The following is a 19,170-nucleotide window of genomic DNA, read 5'->3' as shown; positions in this document are numbered from 1 at the left end:
TCCATTTTACTTATCTGCTATTGCTCACCTCTACATTCCCCCGCATTATGACGTTTTGATGACTTTGAATTCACACGGCGAAACCATGATTAATGTGGCTTTGGTTGACGATCACATCGTTGTACGGTCTGGCTTTGCACAGCTTCTGACATTAGAAAATGACATTCAGGTTGTTGGACAATATGCTTCGGCGGCGCAGGCGTGGCCCCATCTACTCAAACAGCCGATTGATGTCGCCGTGATTGATATCGCCATGCCGGACGAAAGCGGCTTGTCGTTATTAACCCGCCTGCGTCAGCAGCGCCCCAATTTTCGCGCCATTATTCTGAGCATCTATGACACCACGGCGTTTGTACAAAGCGCGCTGGACGCGGGCGCGGGCGGCTATCTCACGAAGCGCTGCGGCCCAGAAGAGTTAGTACAGGCGGTTCGCGTGGTTAGCAGCGGCGGTCTTTACCTCTGCGCCGATGCACTGCATGCCATTCGCCACCAACAGCAGCCACCGAAAGAGCTACTGGCGCTGACCCCACGCGAGCGAGAAATATTCAGCTTGCTGATCAACGGGATTAGTGTGAAAAGCATCGCTGAACAGCTCGAACTCAGCCATAAGACCGTTCACGTTCATCGCGCCAATATTCTCAGTAAATTACAGTGTGAATCCACGGTAGAGCTGGTGCACTTTGCGCTGCAACACCAATTGCTGGCTGGAAAATAAATCATGCGCCGCCTGCACGTCATCGGTATGACGCTGTTTCTCGCCTTTTTCTATAGCCTGATTTGGCTGGCGCTGTGGACCATCAGTTTCTATTTGAGCAACAACGGCCAGCAGGCCGCGCTGCTGTTACCACAAGGGCTGCGATTGGCGCTGATGATTTTGCTGCCGCGCAAATACTGGCCGACCTTGCTGCTTACGGAAATAGCCATCCAGAGCTGGCTTATCAGCGAACAGCTAATGACACGCTCGCTGCTACTACTTTCCCCCTTTCTGAGCCTCATTCCGGCCATCATCACGCATAAAATCTGGTATCGCTACACGCTTTATTGGCAACGGCTCTTACTGTTGCTGGCCGCGCTGACACTGAACACCGTTCTGCACGGCATCGCCATCGGCCCCTGGTTACATTCGCAGCTGACGCAAACGCTGCTGGCAACGTTTACCGGCGGCGTCCTGCTGATTCCGTTCATCTATTTGCTGTACGAATACATCAAGCAGCAGCACTTGCAGACGTTGCTGGCACAGGAGATCCCCGATCCGCCGCTGCGCACCTCCCTGCTGATTTGGTGTTCGCTGTTTTTTTCTATCGGCGTTTGCCTGCAAATGACGTTCACACCCGAGATGGAACGCCTGCTGCTGATCTTCGTTTTTCTGCCTAACGTGGTCATGGCGTATAAATTCGGTTGGCAAGGCGGCGTGCTCTCCGCCGTACTCGGCAGCCTGATGATTGCCGTCACGCGTCAGGTTAGCGGAGCCTTCGACGATCTACGCGAACTGGAGCTCTTTCTCTCCACGCAGGCGCTACTCGGCATTGGGCTGGGGATCGCGATAAGCCGTCAGCAACAGCTGGCACAGCGGCTCCAGCGCTACCGCCACCAGTTGGAGCAGGAGTTGAAAACGCGGCGGCGGCTTATGGAGCGTATCATCCACACCGAAGAAGCCGTGCGCAAAGACATCGCGCGCGAGCTGCACGATGACATCGGCCAAAATATCACCGCGATTCAGATTCAGGCCATGCTGGTGAAACACAGCGCGCCTGCCGATGCCGCCCAGCATGCCGCTGGACAAATCAACGAACTGTCGCGACGCATCCACCACACCACCCGCCAACTTCTGCGCCAGCTGCGCCCGCCGGTGCTGGATGAAATGGTGTTAGATAAAGCGCTACATCATCTGGCAGACGAGTTTGCCTTCTCGGCTCGCGGTATCCAGTTTCAGCTAGATTATCAGCTCCCCACGCCTCCGCATGATGACGTGGTGGTTTTCACGCTTTACCGGCTGGTGCAGGAGTTGCTCAACAATATCAACAAGCACGCCAGCGCGACGCAGATTATCGTTCGGCTTTCCCAGCAGGATGACCTGATTACGCTCGACGTCATTGATAATGGTGTGGGCATCACACAAAAAGACAGGCCGAATCCGACAGGCGGTGGCTTCGGCCTGCGGGGCATTGAAGAACGTGTGCAGGCACTGGGCGGAAATTGGTTGGTGAAAGCAGCCGTCAGCGGTGAATCCGCCATGCCACGTGGCACACACATAATTGTTAACCTGCCCACAAAATTTAAACAAAAAGACAATTAGCTAGGAATTATTCCTAGTCATCTAAAACCTTGTCTCATCCTTTTTAATTCACATCCCCCTACTCTTCTCTCAACGCGACGGAGAACCCCATGCAGGCACCCATGTTTCCACCGGGACAGCTTTCACCAACACAAATCAGTCAGCGTTATCGCTACTGGCGACCGCGGTTGTTGATTTCCATGGTTATCGGGTACGCCACGTTTTACCTGACGCGCAAGAGCATCAACTTCGTCATGCCGGTGATGCAGTTGGAGTTAGGGTTAAGCAAAGGCGATATCGGTCTACTGGGGACACTGTTTTATCTCTGTTACGGTGCGTCCAAGTTTATTTCCGGCATCGTGTGCGATCGCAGTCAGGTGCGCTGGTTTATGGGCGTCGGGCTGATGATTACCGGTGTACTGAACATTTTGTTCATGTACTGCCAGTCGCTCACAGGTTTGCTGACTGTCTGGGCGCTGAATGGGTTCTTTCAAGGCTGGGGTTGGCCTCCTTGCGCCAGACTGCTGAGCAGTTGGTATTCGCGCAATGAGCGCGGCCTCTGGTGGGGATGTTGGAATACGTCGATCAACATCGGCGGTGCGGCGGTTCCCCTGCTGGCCGGCTATCTAGCCTCCGAATGGGGATGGCAGGCGGCGCTGCTGGTGCCGGGCATCATCGGCATTGTGATTGGTCTGTGGCTGTGCTGGCAGCTGTGCGACAAGCCGCAGCAACAGGGGTTGCCAAGCGTCGGCCAGTGGCGACGTGACGCGCTGGAGCTTCGTCAGGAGCAGCAGAGTCCGCCGATGCCGATGCGCCAGATTCTGCGCGATGCGATTCTGCGGAACCGTACCATCTGGCTGCTTGGGGTTTCCTACATTTTGGTGTACCTGATTCGCATCGCACTGAATGACTGGGGGAACATCTGGCTGTCGGAGAGTCACGGTTTCAACCTGCTCAGCGCGAACGCCACGCTGTCGCTGTTTGAACTGGGCGGATTGATGGGGGCGCTGTTTGCTGGCTGGGGTTCAGACCTGCTGTTTCGTGGTCAACGCGCACCGATGATTTTGCTGTTTGCATTAGGGCTGTTTTTAACCATGACCGCGCTGTGGCTGGCACCGATTCACCACTATTCACTGCTCGCGGCCTGTTTCTTCAGTATCGGTTTTTTTGTTTTTGGACCACAGATGTTGATTGGTCTGGCTGCGACGGAATACAGCCATAAGGATGCCGCAGGCACGGTGACAGGTTTTCTGGCGTTGTTTGCCTATCTGGGGGCAGCGCTGGCGGGCTGGCCGCTGGCACAGGTGCTGCAACACTACGGATGGTCGGGATTTTTTACTCTGCTGGCGTTGGCTTCAGCCTGCATCGGACTGTTACTGATGCCGCTGCTGATGGCAGGTGTCAGCCGCCGGGAACGTTTGATGACATCAAAATAGCAATAACAACAGATAGACACCTATAAAGGAAAACATCATGAAACTGAGTACCTTAACTACCCTCATCGCCGCTGGACTGACCGTTGCTGCCGTTACCACCACCACCGCTCGGGCGGAAGGTCGCCTGGTCATTTACTGTAGCGCCACGAACGCCTTCTGCGAGGAAGAAGCCAAGGCCTTCGGTGAAAAATACGACGTTAAAACCTCCTTTATCCGCAACGGTTCCGGCAGCACGCTGGCGAAAGTCGATGCAGAGAAGAAAAACCCACAGGCTGACGTCTGGTACGGCGGCACGCTGGACCCGCAATCTCAAGCAGGTGAAATGGATCTGCTGGAACCCTATCAGTCTAAAAATCTTGATCAGATCATGCCGCAGTTCCGCGATCCGGCCAAACGTAAAGGCAACTACTCGTCTGCCGTTTACGTCGGCATTCTCGGTTTTGGCGTCAACACCGATCGTCTGAAAGAGAAAAACCTGCCAGTGCCACAGTGCTGGAAAGATCTGACCAATCCGGTCTACAAAGGCGAAATTCAGATTGCTGACCCACAAAGTTCCGGTACGGCCTATACCGCACTGGCAACCTTCTCCCAGCTTTGGGGACAGGATCAGGCCTTTGATTATCTGAAGAAACTGAATACCAACGTGTCGCAGTACACCAAGTCCGGTATTGCCCCAGCACGTAACGCTGCACGTGGCGAAACCGCTATCGGTATCGGCTTCCTGCATGACTACTCGCTGGAAAAAGAGAAAGGCGCACCGCTGACGCTGATCTCCCCGTGTGAAGGCACCGGCTATGAAATTGGCGGCGTCAGCATCCTGAAAGGCGCGCGCAATATGGATAACGCCAAGCTGTTCGTTGACTGGGCGCTGTCAAAAGAAGCACAGGAACTCTCCTGGAAGAAAGGCCAGTCCTACCAGATTCTGACCAACACCACCGCCGAAGCCTCTCCGCTGTCGCTGAAGTTGCAAGATCTGAAACTGATCAACTACGACATGGACAAATACGGCGCAGCAGACGTGCGTAAAGAGCTGATTTCCAAGTGGGTTAACGAAGTCAAAATGGGCCAATAATCTCGATTCATTGCCCTTGATTCATTGACCTTTATTGATTGCAAAACAACGGGAACACAGCGGTAAGCTCGCATTTCGCTTAACGCCGTGTTCTCAGCATCGCTAATTAACCATTACTCAATATTATTCACCAACCAACACCTGTGACGATTCAATCTCATAAAACAACTCAATATCCCTAAATAATTCGAGTTGAGTGAAGGCGGCAACCGAGCGAATCCCCAGGAGCTTACTCAGGTAAGTGACTGGGGTGAGTAAGGGCAGCCAACGCACAGGCAACTTGAAGTATGACGGGTATAAAACTTGCACGCACCAGGGAACCATATGTCACACACACTAACTCTTTCACCGACGCCTAAGCGGGATCCCGTTTTCCTGTGGCTGGCGCTGATTGCAGCAACATTTTTGCTGCTGCCAGCGTGGAGCCTGGATTACGGCCTGCTGGATGCCTCACGCGATGAACTGCTGGCAGCCTACAGCTGGTCGAGTCTGAATATCAGCCTGCTGTGGTTCCTGCTCCCAGTGGGATTGTTGGCACGTCCGCTGCTGACGCCCGGCCGGGAACAGCGTGGCCGCCACCGTTTTGATGCGGCTTACGCGTTGTTCTGTGCTCTTTTCGTGGTCATCAGTGCCACGGTTGAAGGACGCGGAATGGGCTATGGCACTATTGCGCTGTTTGTCGCGCTGAGTGCGATTATTACGCTGGCGCTCTCTAGGCTGGACTGGCTGGGTGGCGATCGCTTCGTCATCGGCTCGCTCATCAGCATCATCGCGCTGATTGGCGTCTTTATCCTTTACCCCAGCATCGCCATCTTCATCCCGATGTTCACCAACGATAGCGGTGAATTCGCGCCGCTGTCATTTATGCAGATTTTGGGTCAGGCGCACATCTTACGAGTGATCTGGAACTCATTCCTGCTGTCGGTTGCCGTCGGTATCGGCTGTACTTTCTTCGGTATGGTGCTGGCGATCTATACCTCGCGCATCGCCCGCCGTTCCGCGATTATCGGCCGCATTTTCTCTATTCTGCCTATCGTTACGCCGCCGTTTGTCGTCGGGCTAGGCGTAACGCTGATGATGGGCCGCTCCGGTTACATGACCGAGCTGATGGTGGATTGGTTCGGGCTGACAAACACCAACTGGCTGTACGGTTTCACCGGTATCTGGCTGGCGCAGGTGCTCGCCTTCACGCCAATGTCGTTTATGATTCTGGAAGGCGCGATGAAGACGATTCATCCGTCGCTGGAAGAAGCGTCGTACACCCTGCGTGCCAATCGCTATCAAACCTTTCAGCGGGTTTTCCTGCCCTTGCTGAAACCGGCGCTCGCCAACTCGTTCCTGATCGTGATCGTCCAGTCGCTGGCCGACTTCAGTAACCCACTGGTGCTGGGCGGTAACTTCGACGTACTCGCCACCCAGATTTACTTCTACATTACTGGAGCACAGCTGGATTACCAGTCAGCCAGTACGCTCGGCGTTGTCCTGCTGGTGTTCTCACTGGCCGTGTTCTGCGTGCAATATCTGTGGATCGGTAAACGCTCCTACGTGACGATTTCTGGTAAGTCCTCTCGGGGTGATGTACAGCCGCTACCCGTTTCGCTGGTGTGGATCGTCAGCATCCTGCTCTATGTCTGGATTGCCTTTAACGTCCTGCTGTACGGCAGCATTTTCTACGGCAGCTTTACCGTTAACTGGGGCGTGGATTACACCCTGACGCTAGCAAACTTCAGCAAGCTGTTCGGGCAAGGCTTTAGCGACGGCGCCTGGCCTTCCCTGCTGGATACACTGTTGTTCGCAGGTATCGCCGCACCGATTACGGCACTGTTCGGGCTACTTATCGCCTACATCGTGGTGCGCCAGCAGTTCTACGGCAAGAAGGCTATCGAGTTCACCACCATGCTGTGCTTTGCGGTGCCGGGCACAGTTGCCGGTGTGTCTTACATCCTGGCCTTTAACAGCGCGCCGGTTTACTTAACGGGGACGGCGGTGATCGTCATCATGTCGATGGTGATGCGTAACGTGCCGGTTGGTATCCGTGCGGGTATTGCCGGACTGGGACAGTTGGATAAATCGCTCGATGAGGCGTCGCTCAGCCTGCGTGCGGGTTCGATGCGCACGGTGTTCTATATTCTGCTCCCGCTGCTGCGTCCGGCCATTTTGTCTGCGCTGATATACAGCTTCGTACGTGCGATTACCACCGTCAGCGCCATTATCTTTCTGGTTACACCGGATACTCGCGTCGCCACGTCTTACATTCTTAACCGCGTGGAAGACGGTGAATACGGTATGGCAATTGCCTACGGTTCCATCCTGATTGTGGTCATGCTGGCCATTATTTTCCTGTTCGATTATCTGGTCGGTGAAGCGCGGATTTCCCGCACGAAAGCCAAGAATAATGCCTAAGCGGAGTGATTACCTTGAATACTGAAAAAAGCTTTGTCGAACTGAAGCACATCACTAAACGTTTCGGCAACAACACCGTCATTGATGATTTGAATCTGGCGATCCCACAGGGAAAAATGGTCACGCTGCTGGGGCCGTCTGGCTGCGGTAAAACCACAGTACTACGGGCCGTTGCCGGTCTGGAAAAGCCGACAGAAGGCCAGATTTTCATCGATGGCGAAGACGTCACCGAGCGCTCCATTCAACAGCGTGATATCTGCATGGTGTTCCAGTCTTACGCCCTCTTCCCGCACATGTCGCTGGGGGAAAACATCGGTTACGGGCTGAAAATGCTCGGTCGCCCAAAGGCGGAAATCAATCAGCGTGTAAAAGAAGCGCTGGCGCTGGTCGACCTGGAAGGATTTGAAGATCGCTACGTCGACCAAATTTCTGGTGGACAGCAACAGCGTGTCGCGCTGGCACGTGCGCTGATTCTCAAACCTAAAGTTCTGCTGTTCGATGAGCCGCTGAGTAACCTTGATGCCAACCTGCGCCGCAGTATGCGTGAGAAAATCCGTGAGCTTCAGCAGCAGTTCAACATCACCTCGCTGTATGTTACGCACGATCAGAGCGAAGCCTTTGCGGTGTCCGACATGGTTCTCGTGATGAACAAAGGCAAAATCATGCAGTTGGGTGCGCCGCAGGATCTCTATCGCCAGCCAGCTTCACGCTTCATGGCCAGCTTTATGGGGGATGCCAACATTTTCCCTGCCACCTTCACGGCTGATAGCGTGAATATCTACGGCTACCTCATTCCGCGTCCGCAGGGTTTTGCTGCCGGATTAAGCGAATCCATCGTCGGTATTCGTCCGGAAGCCATTACGCTCAGCCATCAGGGTGACGAAAGCCAGCGCTGCACCATCACGCAGGTCGCCTACATGGGGCCACAGTATGAAGTGCAGGTGGACTGGCACGGTCAGTCCATGCTGTTGCAGGTTAACGCAACCCAGCTTCAGCCGAATCCGGGCGACAGCTACTATCTGCAAATCCACCCTTACGGCATGTTTGTGTTGTCCGAGCAGTAAACATCGAATAACTCACTATCCACCACAAACCGGGAGAGCTTGCTCCCGGTTTTACTTTCTACAAACACCTAAAAAGCCGACAAACGTCAGCTTCAGCATGAATCCATTTTGTCCCACTTCTTTTCAGCGCTTTGATTACACCGGAATACGTACACAGATTACGGATTCCCTGCGCGATTTGTTATGATAATGCTCTTTCAAGTACATAATCACGCACGGAATAGCCGCGATGAAACAGAAACCCATAACACTAAATGATGTCGCCGAGTATGCTGGGGTTTCCTATCAGACAGTTTCTCGTGTGCTAAACCAAGCGCCTCATGTTTCATCCCGTACTCGCAGTAAAGTGGAACAGGCGATGGCAGCGCTTAACTACACGCCTAATCGCGTCGCCCAGCAGCTGGCAGGGAAAACCATCACCACGCTGGGGCTGGTCACCACCGATCTTTCGCTGCACGCGCCGTCACAAATTGCGGCGGCTATCAAGAGCACGGCCAGTCAGCTAGGCATTAACATCGTGATGTCGATGCTGAGCAGCCCGGATGTCAACACCTGTAATAACGCCGTTAACGACCTACTTTCTCAGCGGGTCAGCGGCGTTATCGTGAATGTTCCGCTCTCCACGGATGACGTCGCCCACATTAGCCAAACCTGTGCCGACACGCCCGTGCTGTTTATGGATGCCGATCCGCATACCAACATACTCAACGTCATGTTCGATCCCGATCACGGCGCACGCTTAGCCATCACGCATCTGGTACAACTGGGGCATCAACACATCGCCTTGTTGACCGGGCCAATGACGTCGATCTCCGCCCGCCTGCGTTATGAAGGCTGGCTGGCCGAGCTGAAAAAACAGCGGCTCCCCCCCGCTTCAGTGCTACACGGTGACTGGAGCGCCGCATCCGGTTACCACCAGACGCTGGCACTACTGGGGCAATCTCTGCGCGTCTCCGCCATTGTTGTGGCGAACGATCAAATGGCGCTTGGCGTTCTGCGTGCGCTGCACGAGTATGGCCTCCGCGTACCAGAGCAGATGTCAGTGATCGGTTTTGACGATACTCAGGACAGCGCGTATTACACTCCGCCACTAACAACCATTCGCCAGGATTTCAGGCTATTAGGTAAAGAAGGCGTCACTCGTTTGCTCGCCACGCTGCGCGATCCTACCCAGAGTTCGTCACTGCTGTTACCCACCGAACTGATCGTACGCAACAGCACCGCCGTACATTCATCAACCCATGCCTCCCTGCAAGAACTCACCAAAAATCTGTTGGACATTACACGCCAGCTACAAAGGCTGTAACCCTTTACATTTTTTGTAACCCATTACACAACAGCACTTTTTTCACCATTGATGCCAAACCCTAACAAAATAAGATGATAAACAATAAGTTATTTATCATCTCTCGTTGACTTATTGCGTAGCGCTTTCCAAATTCGATGTATCCCCATTCATTTTACAAACGATCTTTGTGATCGCTTCCACTTTATTGTCACGTTCCACTTTACTCGCCATATCGAGTCGATATGTTATGAACAACAGAAATTGTGAGCGGATAACAATTTTAAAACCCAATCACAAAGGTAGACTCAAAAACGTTCAGGAGCCAAGCCATCATGAGCGATACCGTTTTATCGTATCCAGCACACCATCGCGCCACGCTGCAAGAAATTCTTGCCCGACGTGATTGGGAAAACCCAGCGTGTACTCACTATCAGCGGCTCCCCGCACATCCACCGTTCAACAGCTGGCGCAGCGTGGCTGCCGCGCAGCAAGATGAGCCTTCTCAGCGGCTGCGTCGTCTGAATGGTGAATGGACGTTTAGTTATTTCACCCGCCCGGAAGCCGTACCAGAAAGCTGGTTACAGCAGGATCTGCCTGATTCAGACACCATTCCGGTGCCTGCCAATTGGCAGCTACAGGGCTATGACACCCCGATTTACACCAACGTAAAATACCCGATCCCCGTCAACCCACCCTATGTGCCAGAAGACAATCCTACCGGTTGTTACTCGCTCACTTTTAAGGTCAATCACGATTGGATCAGTTGCGGACAAACGCGGATTATTTTTGATGGCGTTAACTCCGCGTTTTATCTCTGGTGTAACGGCCACTGGGTGGGATACTCGCAGGATAGTCGCCTACCTGCGGAGTTTGATATTGGTCGCTATCTGACGACCGGAGAGAATCGGCTGGCGGTAATGGTGTTACGCTGGTCTGACGGCAGCTATCTGGAAGATCAGGACATGTGGCGTATGAGCGGTATTTTCCGCGACGTCACGCTTCTGCATAAACCGACGGTTCACCTCAGCGATATCCAACTAACGACGCCGCTCAGCGCCGATTTCCGCCACGGGACGCTGGATATTCAGGTGAAGGCAACGCTCTCTGAAGCTGAGGCCAAAAGCCATCGCATCCACGCACAGCTTTGGCGCGGTAATAGACTCATCGGCGACGTGCGACAGGCGTTCGGCAGCGATATTGTCGATGAGCGCGGTGCCTATCATGACAAATCTTTTCTCCACATCGACGTGTCACAACCCGATCTGTGGAGCGCCGAACAGCCGCACCTGTATCGTGCCGTCATTGGATTGGAAACGTCGGAAGGCGAACTGATCGAAGCGGAGGCCTATGATGTCGGTTTCAGAAAAGTTGAAATCCGCAGCGGCCTGCTGCTGCTGAACGGTCAACCGCTGCTGATCCGCGGCGTTAACCGTCACGAACATCACCCACAGCACGGTCAGGTCATGGATGAAGACACGATGCGGCACGATATTATGCTGATGAAACAGCATAATTTTAACGCCGTACGCTGCTCACATTATCCTAACCATCCGCTGTGGTATCGGCTGTGCGATCGCTACGGTCTGTATGTTGTAGATGAAGCGAACATTGAGACGCACGGCATGCAGCCGATGAATCGTCTGTCGGACGATCCCGCCTGGCTGCCGGCCTACAGCGAACGCGTATCAAGGATGGTACAGCGTGACCGCAATCATCCCTGCATCATTATCTGGTCATTGGGGAATGAATCCGGCTACGGCGCAAACCATGATGCGCTTTATCAATGGATCAAACGCCACGATCCGACTCGCCCCGTGCATTACGAAGGTGGCGGCGCCAATAGCCGTGCAACCGACATTGTGTGCCCTATGTACGCCCGCGTTGATGAAGACCAGCCCTTCCCCAGCGTACCCAAATGGTCAATCAGCAAATGGGTCAGCATGCCGGACGAACATCGGCCGCTCATTCTTTGCGAGTACGCACACGCGATGGGCAACAGTCTGGGAGGGTTCGCCCGCTACTGGCAGGCATTCCGCCAATATCCTCGGTTACAGGGTGGATTCATTTGGGATTGGGTCGATCAGGCGCTGACCCGCCGCGACGAACAAGGCAATGCCTACTGGGCATACGGCGGAGATTTTGGCGACATGCCTAACGATCGCCAGTTCTGTCTGGACGGCCTGCTTTTTCCCGATCGTACCCCGCATCCCAGCCTATATGAAGCCCAGCGGGCGCAGCAGCACATTCAATTTTTCTGGCAGGCAGAATCCCCATGTGAGCTGCGCGTCACCAGTGAATACCTGTTTCGTCATACGGACAACGAACAGTTGAACTGGAGCATTACGCTGAATGATAAGACGCTCGCAGAAGGTTCTCTGCCGCTGACGCTCGCTCCGCAGGCCACCCAGACTCTGACGCTGCTGGAAGCCCTTCCCACTGTCGATCGTGCAGGAGAGCTTTGGCTTAATGTTGAAGTCGTACAGCCGAAAGCCACCGCCTGGTCAGAAGCTAATCACCGCTGCGCCTGGGATCAGTGGCAACTTCCTACACCGCTTCATCTTCCCGAGGCACTTTGTTCTGGACAGAAAAAACCTTCTGTTCTGCACTCGTCCGATGCGTACTTTGACATTATTCAAGGCGAACAGCGCTGGCGCTTTAACCGCCAGAGCGGCTGGCTGGAACAGTGGTGGACGGCGGAGACTCCAACGCTGTTAACCCCCTTGCAGGATCAGTTTGTTCGCGCACCGCTGGATAACGACATCGGTATCAGCGAGGTCGATCGCATCGATCCGCGCGCTTGGGCCGAACGCTGGAAATCAGCCGGGCTTTATCAACTGCAGACGCAGTGTATTGCTATTCAGGCTGACCAACTCGCCGATGCCGTGCACATTGTTACCGAGCACGTATTCCGCCATGCCGGACAGATCCTGCTGCGGAGTAAAAAGCGCTGGCAGATTGATGCACATGGCGTGATGACCGTGGATATCGATGTTGATGCCGCCACAGTGCTGCCGTCACTGGCCAGAGTGGGCTTGAGTTGCCAGTTGGCCGACGTCGCGCCTCAGGTCAGTTGGGTCGGACTTGGACCACATGAAAATTACCCAGACCGACAGCTCGCGGCACAGCATGGGCACTGGAATCTGCCGCTGGATGACCTTCACACACCTTATATTTTCCCAACGGAAAACGGGCTGCGCTGTAATACGCGCACGCTGACGTATGGCAAATGGACGATCACCGGAGACTTTCACTTTGGGTTAAGCCGCTACGGGCTAGCACAATTGATGACGTGTACCCACCATCATTTATTAGAAAAGGAAGAAGGCGTTTGGCTCAATCTGGATGGCTTCCACATGGGAATTGGCGGCGATGACTCCTGGAGTCCCAGCGTTCATCGCGATGATTTACTCACGGCCACGCATTATCACTATCGCGTCGCCATGCAGCATCACCAGCCGTATTGATATGAAAAAATAGTATTAAAAAACAACGGAAGAGAGCGGATATACCGCCTCTTTTCATCCTGGTTGTATCCATCAGGTATATATCCGCCGTCAAAATAAACGCTGCGGATATATATCCTAAATAATTTGAGTTGCGTGACAAAACGTCAGCATGTTGGACAACGCTATGCGTTGCACCTTTAGGGCAAAGCTCACTACAAGCTGAGTCAGTTTGGGAAGTCAACACACATGCGGCTTGAAGTATAACGAGTATAATGCATATCGGAGAAAGTAACATGTACTACCTACACAATAAGAATTTCTGGATATTCGGCCTGTTCTTCTTTTTCTATTTCTTCATCATGGGGGCTTACTTCCCCTTCTTCCCTATTTGGCTTCATGATATTAACCAAATAAGCAAAAGCGAAACGGGAATTATCTTCGCCTGTATTTCCTTTTTCGCTTTATTATTTCAACCGATATTTGGTTTGCTCTCCGATAAATTAGGATTGAGAAAACACCTTTTATGGATTATTACCATTATGCTGGTGTTTTTTGCTCCGTTCTTTATTTATGTTTTTGGTCCATTACTAAAATACAATATCTTTTTAGGTTCTATCGTCGGTGGGATTTATCTGGGCTTCATCAACAACGGCGGTGCACCGGCTATTGAAGCCTATATCGAGAAAGTCAGCCGCCGTAGCCAGTTTGAATTTGGCCGTGCACGACTATTCGGCTGTCTCGGCTGGGCGCTCTGTGCGTCTATCGTCGGTATTATGTTTACCATCAATAACCAGTTCGTTTTCTGGCTAGGTTCCGGTTGCGCCGTCATCCTCGCCATCCTGTTGCTGCTGGCGAAACCAGAGGCCTCCTCCAGCGCTCTCGTTGCCGATCAGGTAGGCTCCAACCAGAAACCGTTCAACCTGAAAATGGCAGCCGAACTGCTAAAAGAACGCAAAATTTGGTTCCTGACGCTCTATGTCGTCGGCGTTTCTTGCACCTACGATGTGTTCGATCAGCAATTTGCCAACTTCTTCACCTCGTTTTTCGAGACCCGACAGGAAGGAACGCGAGTATTTGGCTACGTCACCACGCTCGGTGAATTGCTTAATGCCAGCATCATGTTTTTCGCCCCGCTGATTGTGAACCGTATCGGTGGTAAAAACGCCCTGCTCATTGCTGGTACCATTATGTCTGTGCGCATTATTGGTTCGGCCTTTGCCAGTTCCGTGCTGGAAGTGATTGTGCTGAAAACGCTGCACATGTTTGAAGTACCGTTCCTGATTGTCGGTTGCTTCAAATACATTACCACGGTCTTTGAAGTCCGCTTTTCCGCGACAATTTATCTGGTGTGCTTCTGCTTCTTTAAACAGGTATCAATCATTTTCATGTCCATCCTTGCTGGCAATATGTATGACAGCATCGGTTTTCATGGCACTTACCTGATTTTAGGCGGCATTGCCCTTTCCTTTACAGCAATATCCCTATTTACCCTGTCAGGAAAAGGGCCGCTGTATGCTTTTTCCAATAAACAGAAAGCGCCGCTGAATACACTCTAGCGATGGCAGGACGCGATAAAATGCCGATATTTGCCAAAAATATCGGCAGATTGCACATTCTCTCACCGAACAGTGCAATTTTGTGGTTTACGCCTTTGACATGCACGGCACACGCCGTTACTATGCGCCCCGTTCACACGATTCCTCTGTAGTTCAGTCGGTAGAACGGCGGACTGTTAATCCGTATGTCACTGGTTCGAGTCCAGTCAGAGGAGCCAATTTAGAGAAAGCAGACGTTCACTGACGTCTGCTTTTTTGCTTTATATCAATTGGTTATCCCCTTCTTCAGGTTCGCCCTCGTTCACCAAAAAACGCTCGAAGCCATACCCTTTTGCTGGTAAAAATACTGGTAAAGCTGGTTCGATTTCGTTTTTACCAGCAATCGGAGGGAGCCGTCATGTCACTTACTGATACTAAAGTAAAAAATGCCAAGCCGTCAGAAAAGGCGGTGAAGCTCACTGACGGGTTCGGCCTCTACTTGCTGGTGCATCCCAACGGTTCAAAATACTGGCAGTTAGGTTATCGCTATGAAGGGAAACAGAAGGTGTTTTCCATCGGTGTCTACCCTGCTGTTTCACTGGCTGATGCCAGACAACGCCGGGATGAAGCAAAAAAGCTGTTAGCCGCTGGCATTGACCCCAGCGCTAAAAAGCAGGCTGACAACAAAACCATTCAAGAGAAGCGTAACAATACTCGCGCTTTCAAGACCGTTGCCAAAAGCTGGTTTGCCACCAAAACCACATGGTCGGAAGATTATCAGCGTTCTGTCTGGACACGACTGGAAACTTATCTGTTCCCTGACATTGGTGAAAAAGATATTGCTGAACTGGATACAGGCGATCTGCTGATTCCTATCAAAAAGATAGAGAAGCTGGGTTATCTGGAAATTGCTATGCGGGTGAAACAGTACGCCACCGCCATCATGCGTTATGCCGTCCAGCAAAAAATGATCCGTTTCAATCCTGCCTATGACTTGGAAGGTGCGGTTCAGAAGCCACAGACGGAACACCGCCCCGCTATCGAACTTGAAGAGATACCTACTCTGCTGGAGCGTATTGAAACCTATAAAGGCCGTAGCAGACTGACGCTACTTGCGATAAAACTCAATCTGCTGATATTCATTCGTTCCAGTGAACTCCGCTTTGCCCGATGGTCAGAGATCGATTTCAAAAGCGCCTTGTGGGTTATTCCTGAACAGCGTGAAGCGATTGCAGGGATCAAACATTCAGGCCGTGGTGCCAAAATGCGCAGAAAGCATTATGTTCCCTTATGCCATCAAACACTGGCAATTTTGGAAGAACTAAAAGACCTCACCTATGACGTTAACGGTGATGACGGCTTTATCCTGACGGGCTGTTATGATGCGATGAAGCCTATGAGTGAAAACACCATTAATAAGGCGCTGCGCAAAATGGGCTATGACACCAAAACCGACCTGTGTGGTCATGGTTTCCGAACATTAGCGTGTAGTGCCTTGATTGAATCGGGTATCTGGCCTGAAGATGTAGTTGAACTTCAGATGAGCCACATGGAAAAGAACAACGTTCGCGCTGCCTACACTCACAAGGCCAAACATCTTGAACAACGTCGCCTCATGTTGCAATGGTGGGCTGATTTTCTGGATGCTAACAGCAACGAGATGGTTAGGCCGTTTGAGTTTGGGCAACGATGAGCTTACAAGATTATAAATCTATTTATTTTCACTAAGTGCAGAGTAATAGCCAGTTCCTCCGCACTTATGCAAAAAATAAATTCTAATTGCAATATCTTTAAATGTCCACCAAAAAGCCGGGGGTATCATAAAAAATATCAAATGCAAAAAAACCATTTAAATAATTAGAGTCGTATATCCTTCGAATTAAAACAAGGTATTTGTTAAAAGAATATGAGAAATTATTACATAATTTTTGATGTTCAAATTCCCATTCATCGTTCATCGTTGAATATTTATCGTATATATCAGGCGGTAATTCTTTCTGCTTCCATGATTTTGTTTTAGATAAAATTGAATTATGCTGTAATTCACAATATTCATATTCAGTAAAGTGGTTCACCACTCTATTAGCCCAATAAACAACATTATTAATGCAATCATGAATCTCTACATATTCAGAAGGAATAGTATAATAACTTAATTTCGCCGATAGATTTGGTATTTTTTCTACAAGTGAAAAGTGAAGGCCGCAACTAATAAGATTCTCATTCATTAATGGGAAATTATTTAACTCTAAATCGTTTTCTATGATTTTTATTACTGAAATAACATCAGAGGGCAATACCGGCAAAGGATTTCCAAGCAAAAATTTCTTTGTATTTAAATCAAGTTTATTAAACTGAAGCCATAATTGTCCCGCACCTGTAAAATACGTTTTTATTCCATATCTCACCTCTATTTCCTGTAATGCCTTGCTTAGAGGTGCTGGACAATTTTTAAAGTTGTCATTAACAACTATAGTAAAAGTCTTAACTTTAGCAACATTATCCCAGTGTTCCATTATTTTCGAAAAATCAGAATTCATTTTCCTTATAGAATTTTCTATTTTTAAATTAAAATCTTCCGGGCCATACACCTGAAAATAATGACCTAGGCTTGGTATCCAACCATCGTTGCCACCATCACCGAAACGGCCATGAGGTTTGATTGGTTGGAATTCTACTCCATACAAATTCTGATAAATCTGCTCAAAAAACTGTTGAAACTCAGTTCCTTTCAGAGTGAAAATTTTCAATCGATAGCTATCATATAGTTGTGTAAGCATTATTTACCTTATTTTTAATAACACAATAAAAATCACGATATTTATATTTATTGCAATAAATAGAATACTTTGAGATTGCCATATCCTTAGTTTCAATCTCCAGTGGTTCAAGCTCCTATCGAATCAATTCATTAAACTAATCTCCCTGATTCATAACAGTATTTTCCACCGCTTCGTTCAACGATTCACGCAGTTCTAATTGCGCGAATCTGAAAACTTGGGTAGTTATCTGTCGTGGATTTTCTTATATGATTTTAACCAATTGAATTGACTAGTAATAGCTCTAAGACTACATTGCAGCCAATCAGGTACGTACCATCTGAATACCAGTTTCGCCCCTGAAAGGTACTGCAATACCAGACAAGGGCTAACCTCAACGTTATGGAGCTAACGCTATGGCTGTCCGTCAGTTTACCTATTCCCTTCCTGAAAATCTGCATCTGGCTACTGCTTTTTTTGCCACAACTCAACATCCAGCAATGGAGGATTATCATGTTTGATAACACACCGCTGGAACTGGAAGAAATCATCGATCAGTGTCGGGCATTAATTTACGCAGTTGTTGAACTGGATGAACCCAAGGCAAAAGAGATTTTGATCTTCGTTCTTTGGGAACGACTTGATCTGTTATTCCGCACTTTTCATTCGCCAGAAGTGATTCCAGTAGACGAAGGAAACAGCCATGAGGATAACGCATTAAGACCACAACTTTAATTGCGTGGGAAGTTGAGCAGCACATAGGTTGTTGTGCTGCTATTTAATTTTTTTGATTACAGTTCGTCGTTATGAGATTTTTATTTTAATAGCTAAATCACCAGACTATTTTTTAAAATCAACCTTACTAATACAGTCTGGTGTTAATGTGATACAAGCTAGTGTCTCACCATTATCATCACAAAACTCTATCTCATATGCAGGGGATGGGACGTTATAAATGTGAACAATAGGCCCTAACATTCCTTTTTTAAACCCTTCATCTGGAAGATCATTTTTTAAAGAAATAACATCAAATAAAGAATAGCTCGCCATTTACCCATACTATTAAATTATTTAACTTTCTGACCATTTTTAAAAGCTTCTCTAGCCTCATTTAAACTCATCTGATTTGCCCCTCCGGGGTAGTCAGGTTCTCGTGACTGAACGGGATCATCTTCCCATCCACAATGAGAGCAAATGTCATATTCACCTAATACTTCGAACTCATGTTTACCACAGCACGGGCATGGGTAGTTATATTTATTAGCCAATTCATTTACCTTTTTCATTATTCTTCACCGGGAGAATAAAATCAGATAAAAATCACCACCTAACCATTGACGAAAGTAAATATGTTATTGCTTCAACCTTTTCATTAGTGTCATAATCTATCTGCATGCTTACAGGGATATTATATTTTTTTAAATCATAAAGATCTGTATAGCCAATATCTTCTTTCAATACCTTCCTTGGAAGAAGGCTCTTCTCTGGAAAACCAATATTTTCATGCACCCAACCACGAATCATATTTTTACGTAAAGGCGCAGGTAATTCATTAGGAAAATTCCAGTTACTTATTTTTTCGTACTGAATTCTCAATGTTATCTCATTTAAAATTTTATCAACCCTATTAAAAGAAAGGTAAATACCTTCTTTTATCATATCCAAACTGATATCTGGATCGCCAGAAAAACCTGTTGGTTTTTTCTTATAGGGAATCAGACCTGCATCAAATATCTCTTGATACGTTTTTCCTAAGCAGTCGATTAACGCTTCTACGTTTACAGACATTAGTACAACCCCTGTTCTTCATTAAGTTTATGCATTTTATCTCCGGTAAGTGTCAAGGTAGTTGGCACCCCCGGTTTATTTAGGCTGCCTGTTTTTCCCGTTCT

The 19,170-nt window shown here is 49.8% G+C and carries 15 protein-coding genes and 1 tRNA gene; 12 read left to right on the top strand and 4 right to left on the bottom strand.

Features of this window, described 5'->3' with window-relative positions; translation table 11 throughout:
* Window positions 1-85 precede the first annotated feature (85 nt).
* The 11 genes from K7X24_RS15325 (at window position 86) to K7X24_RS15275 (ending at window position 16,212) form a co-directional block, all read left to right on the top strand.
* Window positions 86-715 carry a response regulator transcription factor gene (locus K7X24_RS15325; protein ID WP_010285873.1) on the top strand — a complete coding sequence of 210 codons (630 nt, stop codon included), beginning with the start codon at window positions 86-88 and terminating at the stop codon, window positions 713-715.
* 3 nt (window positions 716-718) lie between these two features.
* Window positions 719-2,296 carry an MASE1 domain-containing protein gene (locus K7X24_RS15320; RefSeq protein ID WP_224555643.1) on the top strand — a complete coding sequence of 526 codons (1,578 nt, stop codon included), beginning with the start codon at window positions 719-721 and terminating at the stop codon, window positions 2,294-2,296.
* 89 nt (window positions 2,297-2,385) lie between these two features.
* Complete coding sequence (gene uhpC, locus K7X24_RS15315) at window positions 2,386-3,711, top strand: MFS transporter family glucose-6-phosphate receptor UhpC (protein WP_224555642.1); 1,326 nt, start codon at window positions 2,386-2,388, stop codon at window positions 3,709-3,711.
* A 37-nt stretch (window positions 3,712-3,748) separates the two neighbouring features.
* On the top strand, window positions 3,749-4,783 hold the full coding sequence (locus tag K7X24_RS15310; protein WP_039492791.1) for an ABC transporter substrate-binding protein: 1,035 nt from the start codon (window positions 3,749-3,751) through the stop codon (window positions 4,781-4,783).
* A gap of 324 nt (window positions 4,784-5,107) precedes the next feature.
* Window positions 5,108-7,186 (top strand): ABC transporter permease, encoded by a 2,079-nt coding sequence (locus tag K7X24_RS15305; protein WP_103862078.1) that lies wholly within the window; start codon window positions 5,108-5,110, stop codon window positions 7,184-7,186.
* 5 nt (window positions 7,187-7,191) lie between these two features.
* Window positions 7,192-8,250, top strand: a complete 1,059-nt coding sequence (fbpC, locus tag K7X24_RS15300; RefSeq protein ID WP_224555640.1) for a ferric ABC transporter ATP-binding protein — start codon at window positions 7,192-7,194, stop codon at window positions 8,248-8,250.
* 229 nt (window positions 8,251-8,479) lie between these two features.
* Window positions 8,480-9,556 carry a LacI family DNA-binding transcriptional regulator gene (locus K7X24_RS15295; protein WP_224555639.1) on the top strand — a complete coding sequence of 359 codons (1,077 nt, stop codon included), beginning with the start codon at window positions 8,480-8,482 and terminating at the stop codon, window positions 9,554-9,556.
* 314 nt (window positions 9,557-9,870) lie between these two features.
* The gene (locus tag K7X24_RS15290) at window positions 9,871-13,002 is read left to right on the top strand and encodes a beta-galactosidase (RefSeq protein WP_224555638.1); all 3,132 of its coding nucleotides are present in this window, start codon (window positions 9,871-9,873) and stop codon (window positions 13,000-13,002) included.
* A gap of 275 nt (window positions 13,003-13,277) precedes the next feature.
* Window positions 13,278-14,540 carry an MFS transporter gene (locus K7X24_RS15285; RefSeq protein ID WP_224555637.1) on the top strand — a complete coding sequence of 421 codons (1,263 nt, stop codon included), beginning with the start codon at window positions 13,278-13,280 and terminating at the stop codon, window positions 14,538-14,540.
* A gap of 142 nt (window positions 14,541-14,682) precedes the next feature.
* Window positions 14,683-14,758: transfer RNA gene (locus K7X24_RS15280), tRNA-Asn, on the top strand.
* 179 nt (window positions 14,759-14,937) lie between these two features.
* Window positions 14,938-16,212 carry a tyrosine-type recombinase/integrase gene (locus tag K7X24_RS15275; RefSeq protein WP_224555635.1) on the top strand — a complete coding sequence of 425 codons (1,275 nt, stop codon included), beginning with the start codon at window positions 14,938-14,940 and terminating at the stop codon, window positions 16,210-16,212.
* Between the two features lie 97 nt (window positions 16,213-16,309).
* Here K7X24_RS15275 and K7X24_RS15270 read toward each other — a convergent pair whose 3' ends face one another.
* The gene (locus tag K7X24_RS15270) at window positions 16,310-17,299 is read right to left on the bottom strand and encodes a hypothetical protein (protein WP_109491838.1); all 990 of its coding nucleotides are present in this window, start codon (window positions 17,297-17,299) and stop codon (window positions 16,310-16,312) included.
* Window positions 17,300-17,791: 492 nt separating this feature from the next.
* Between K7X24_RS15270 and K7X24_RS15265 the strand changes: the two genes are divergently transcribed.
* Window positions 17,792-18,013, top strand: coding sequence for a hypothetical protein (locus K7X24_RS15265; protein WP_039291118.1), 222 nt, complete (start codon window positions 17,792-17,794; stop codon window positions 18,011-18,013).
* Window positions 18,014-18,118: 105 nt separating this feature from the next.
* Here the strand turns inward: K7X24_RS15265 and K7X24_RS15260 are convergent, their stop codons facing one another.
* The 3 genes from K7X24_RS15260 to K7X24_RS15250 are packed head-to-tail and all read right to left on the bottom strand — an operon-like array spanning window position 18,119 to window position 19,066.
* Window positions 18,119-18,328 carry a DUF4926 domain-containing protein gene (locus K7X24_RS15260; protein ID WP_071882766.1) on the bottom strand — a complete coding sequence of 70 codons (210 nt, stop codon included), beginning with the start codon at window positions 18,326-18,328 and terminating at the stop codon, window positions 18,119-18,121.
* A 17-nt stretch (window positions 18,329-18,345) separates the two neighbouring features.
* Entirely contained in the window at window positions 18,346-18,564 is a 219-nt protein-coding gene (locus K7X24_RS15255; protein ID WP_071882765.1) for a CPCC family cysteine-rich protein, read from the bottom strand.
* 34 nt (window positions 18,565-18,598) lie between these two features.
* Window positions 18,599-19,066, bottom strand: a complete 468-nt coding sequence (locus K7X24_RS15250) for a DUF6392 family protein (RefSeq protein ID WP_224555633.1) — start codon at window positions 19,064-19,066, stop codon at window positions 18,599-18,601.
* Between the last annotated feature and the right edge of the window lie 104 nt (window positions 19,067-19,170).

It is taken from the genome of Pectobacterium versatile (assembly GCF_020166435.1).
Taxonomy (GTDB): domain Bacteria; phylum Pseudomonadota; class Gammaproteobacteria; order Enterobacterales; family Enterobacteriaceae; genus Pectobacterium; species Pectobacterium versatile.
Note: the sequence above shows the minus strand (reverse complement) of the source record. Positions and strands in the feature narration are given on the sequence as shown.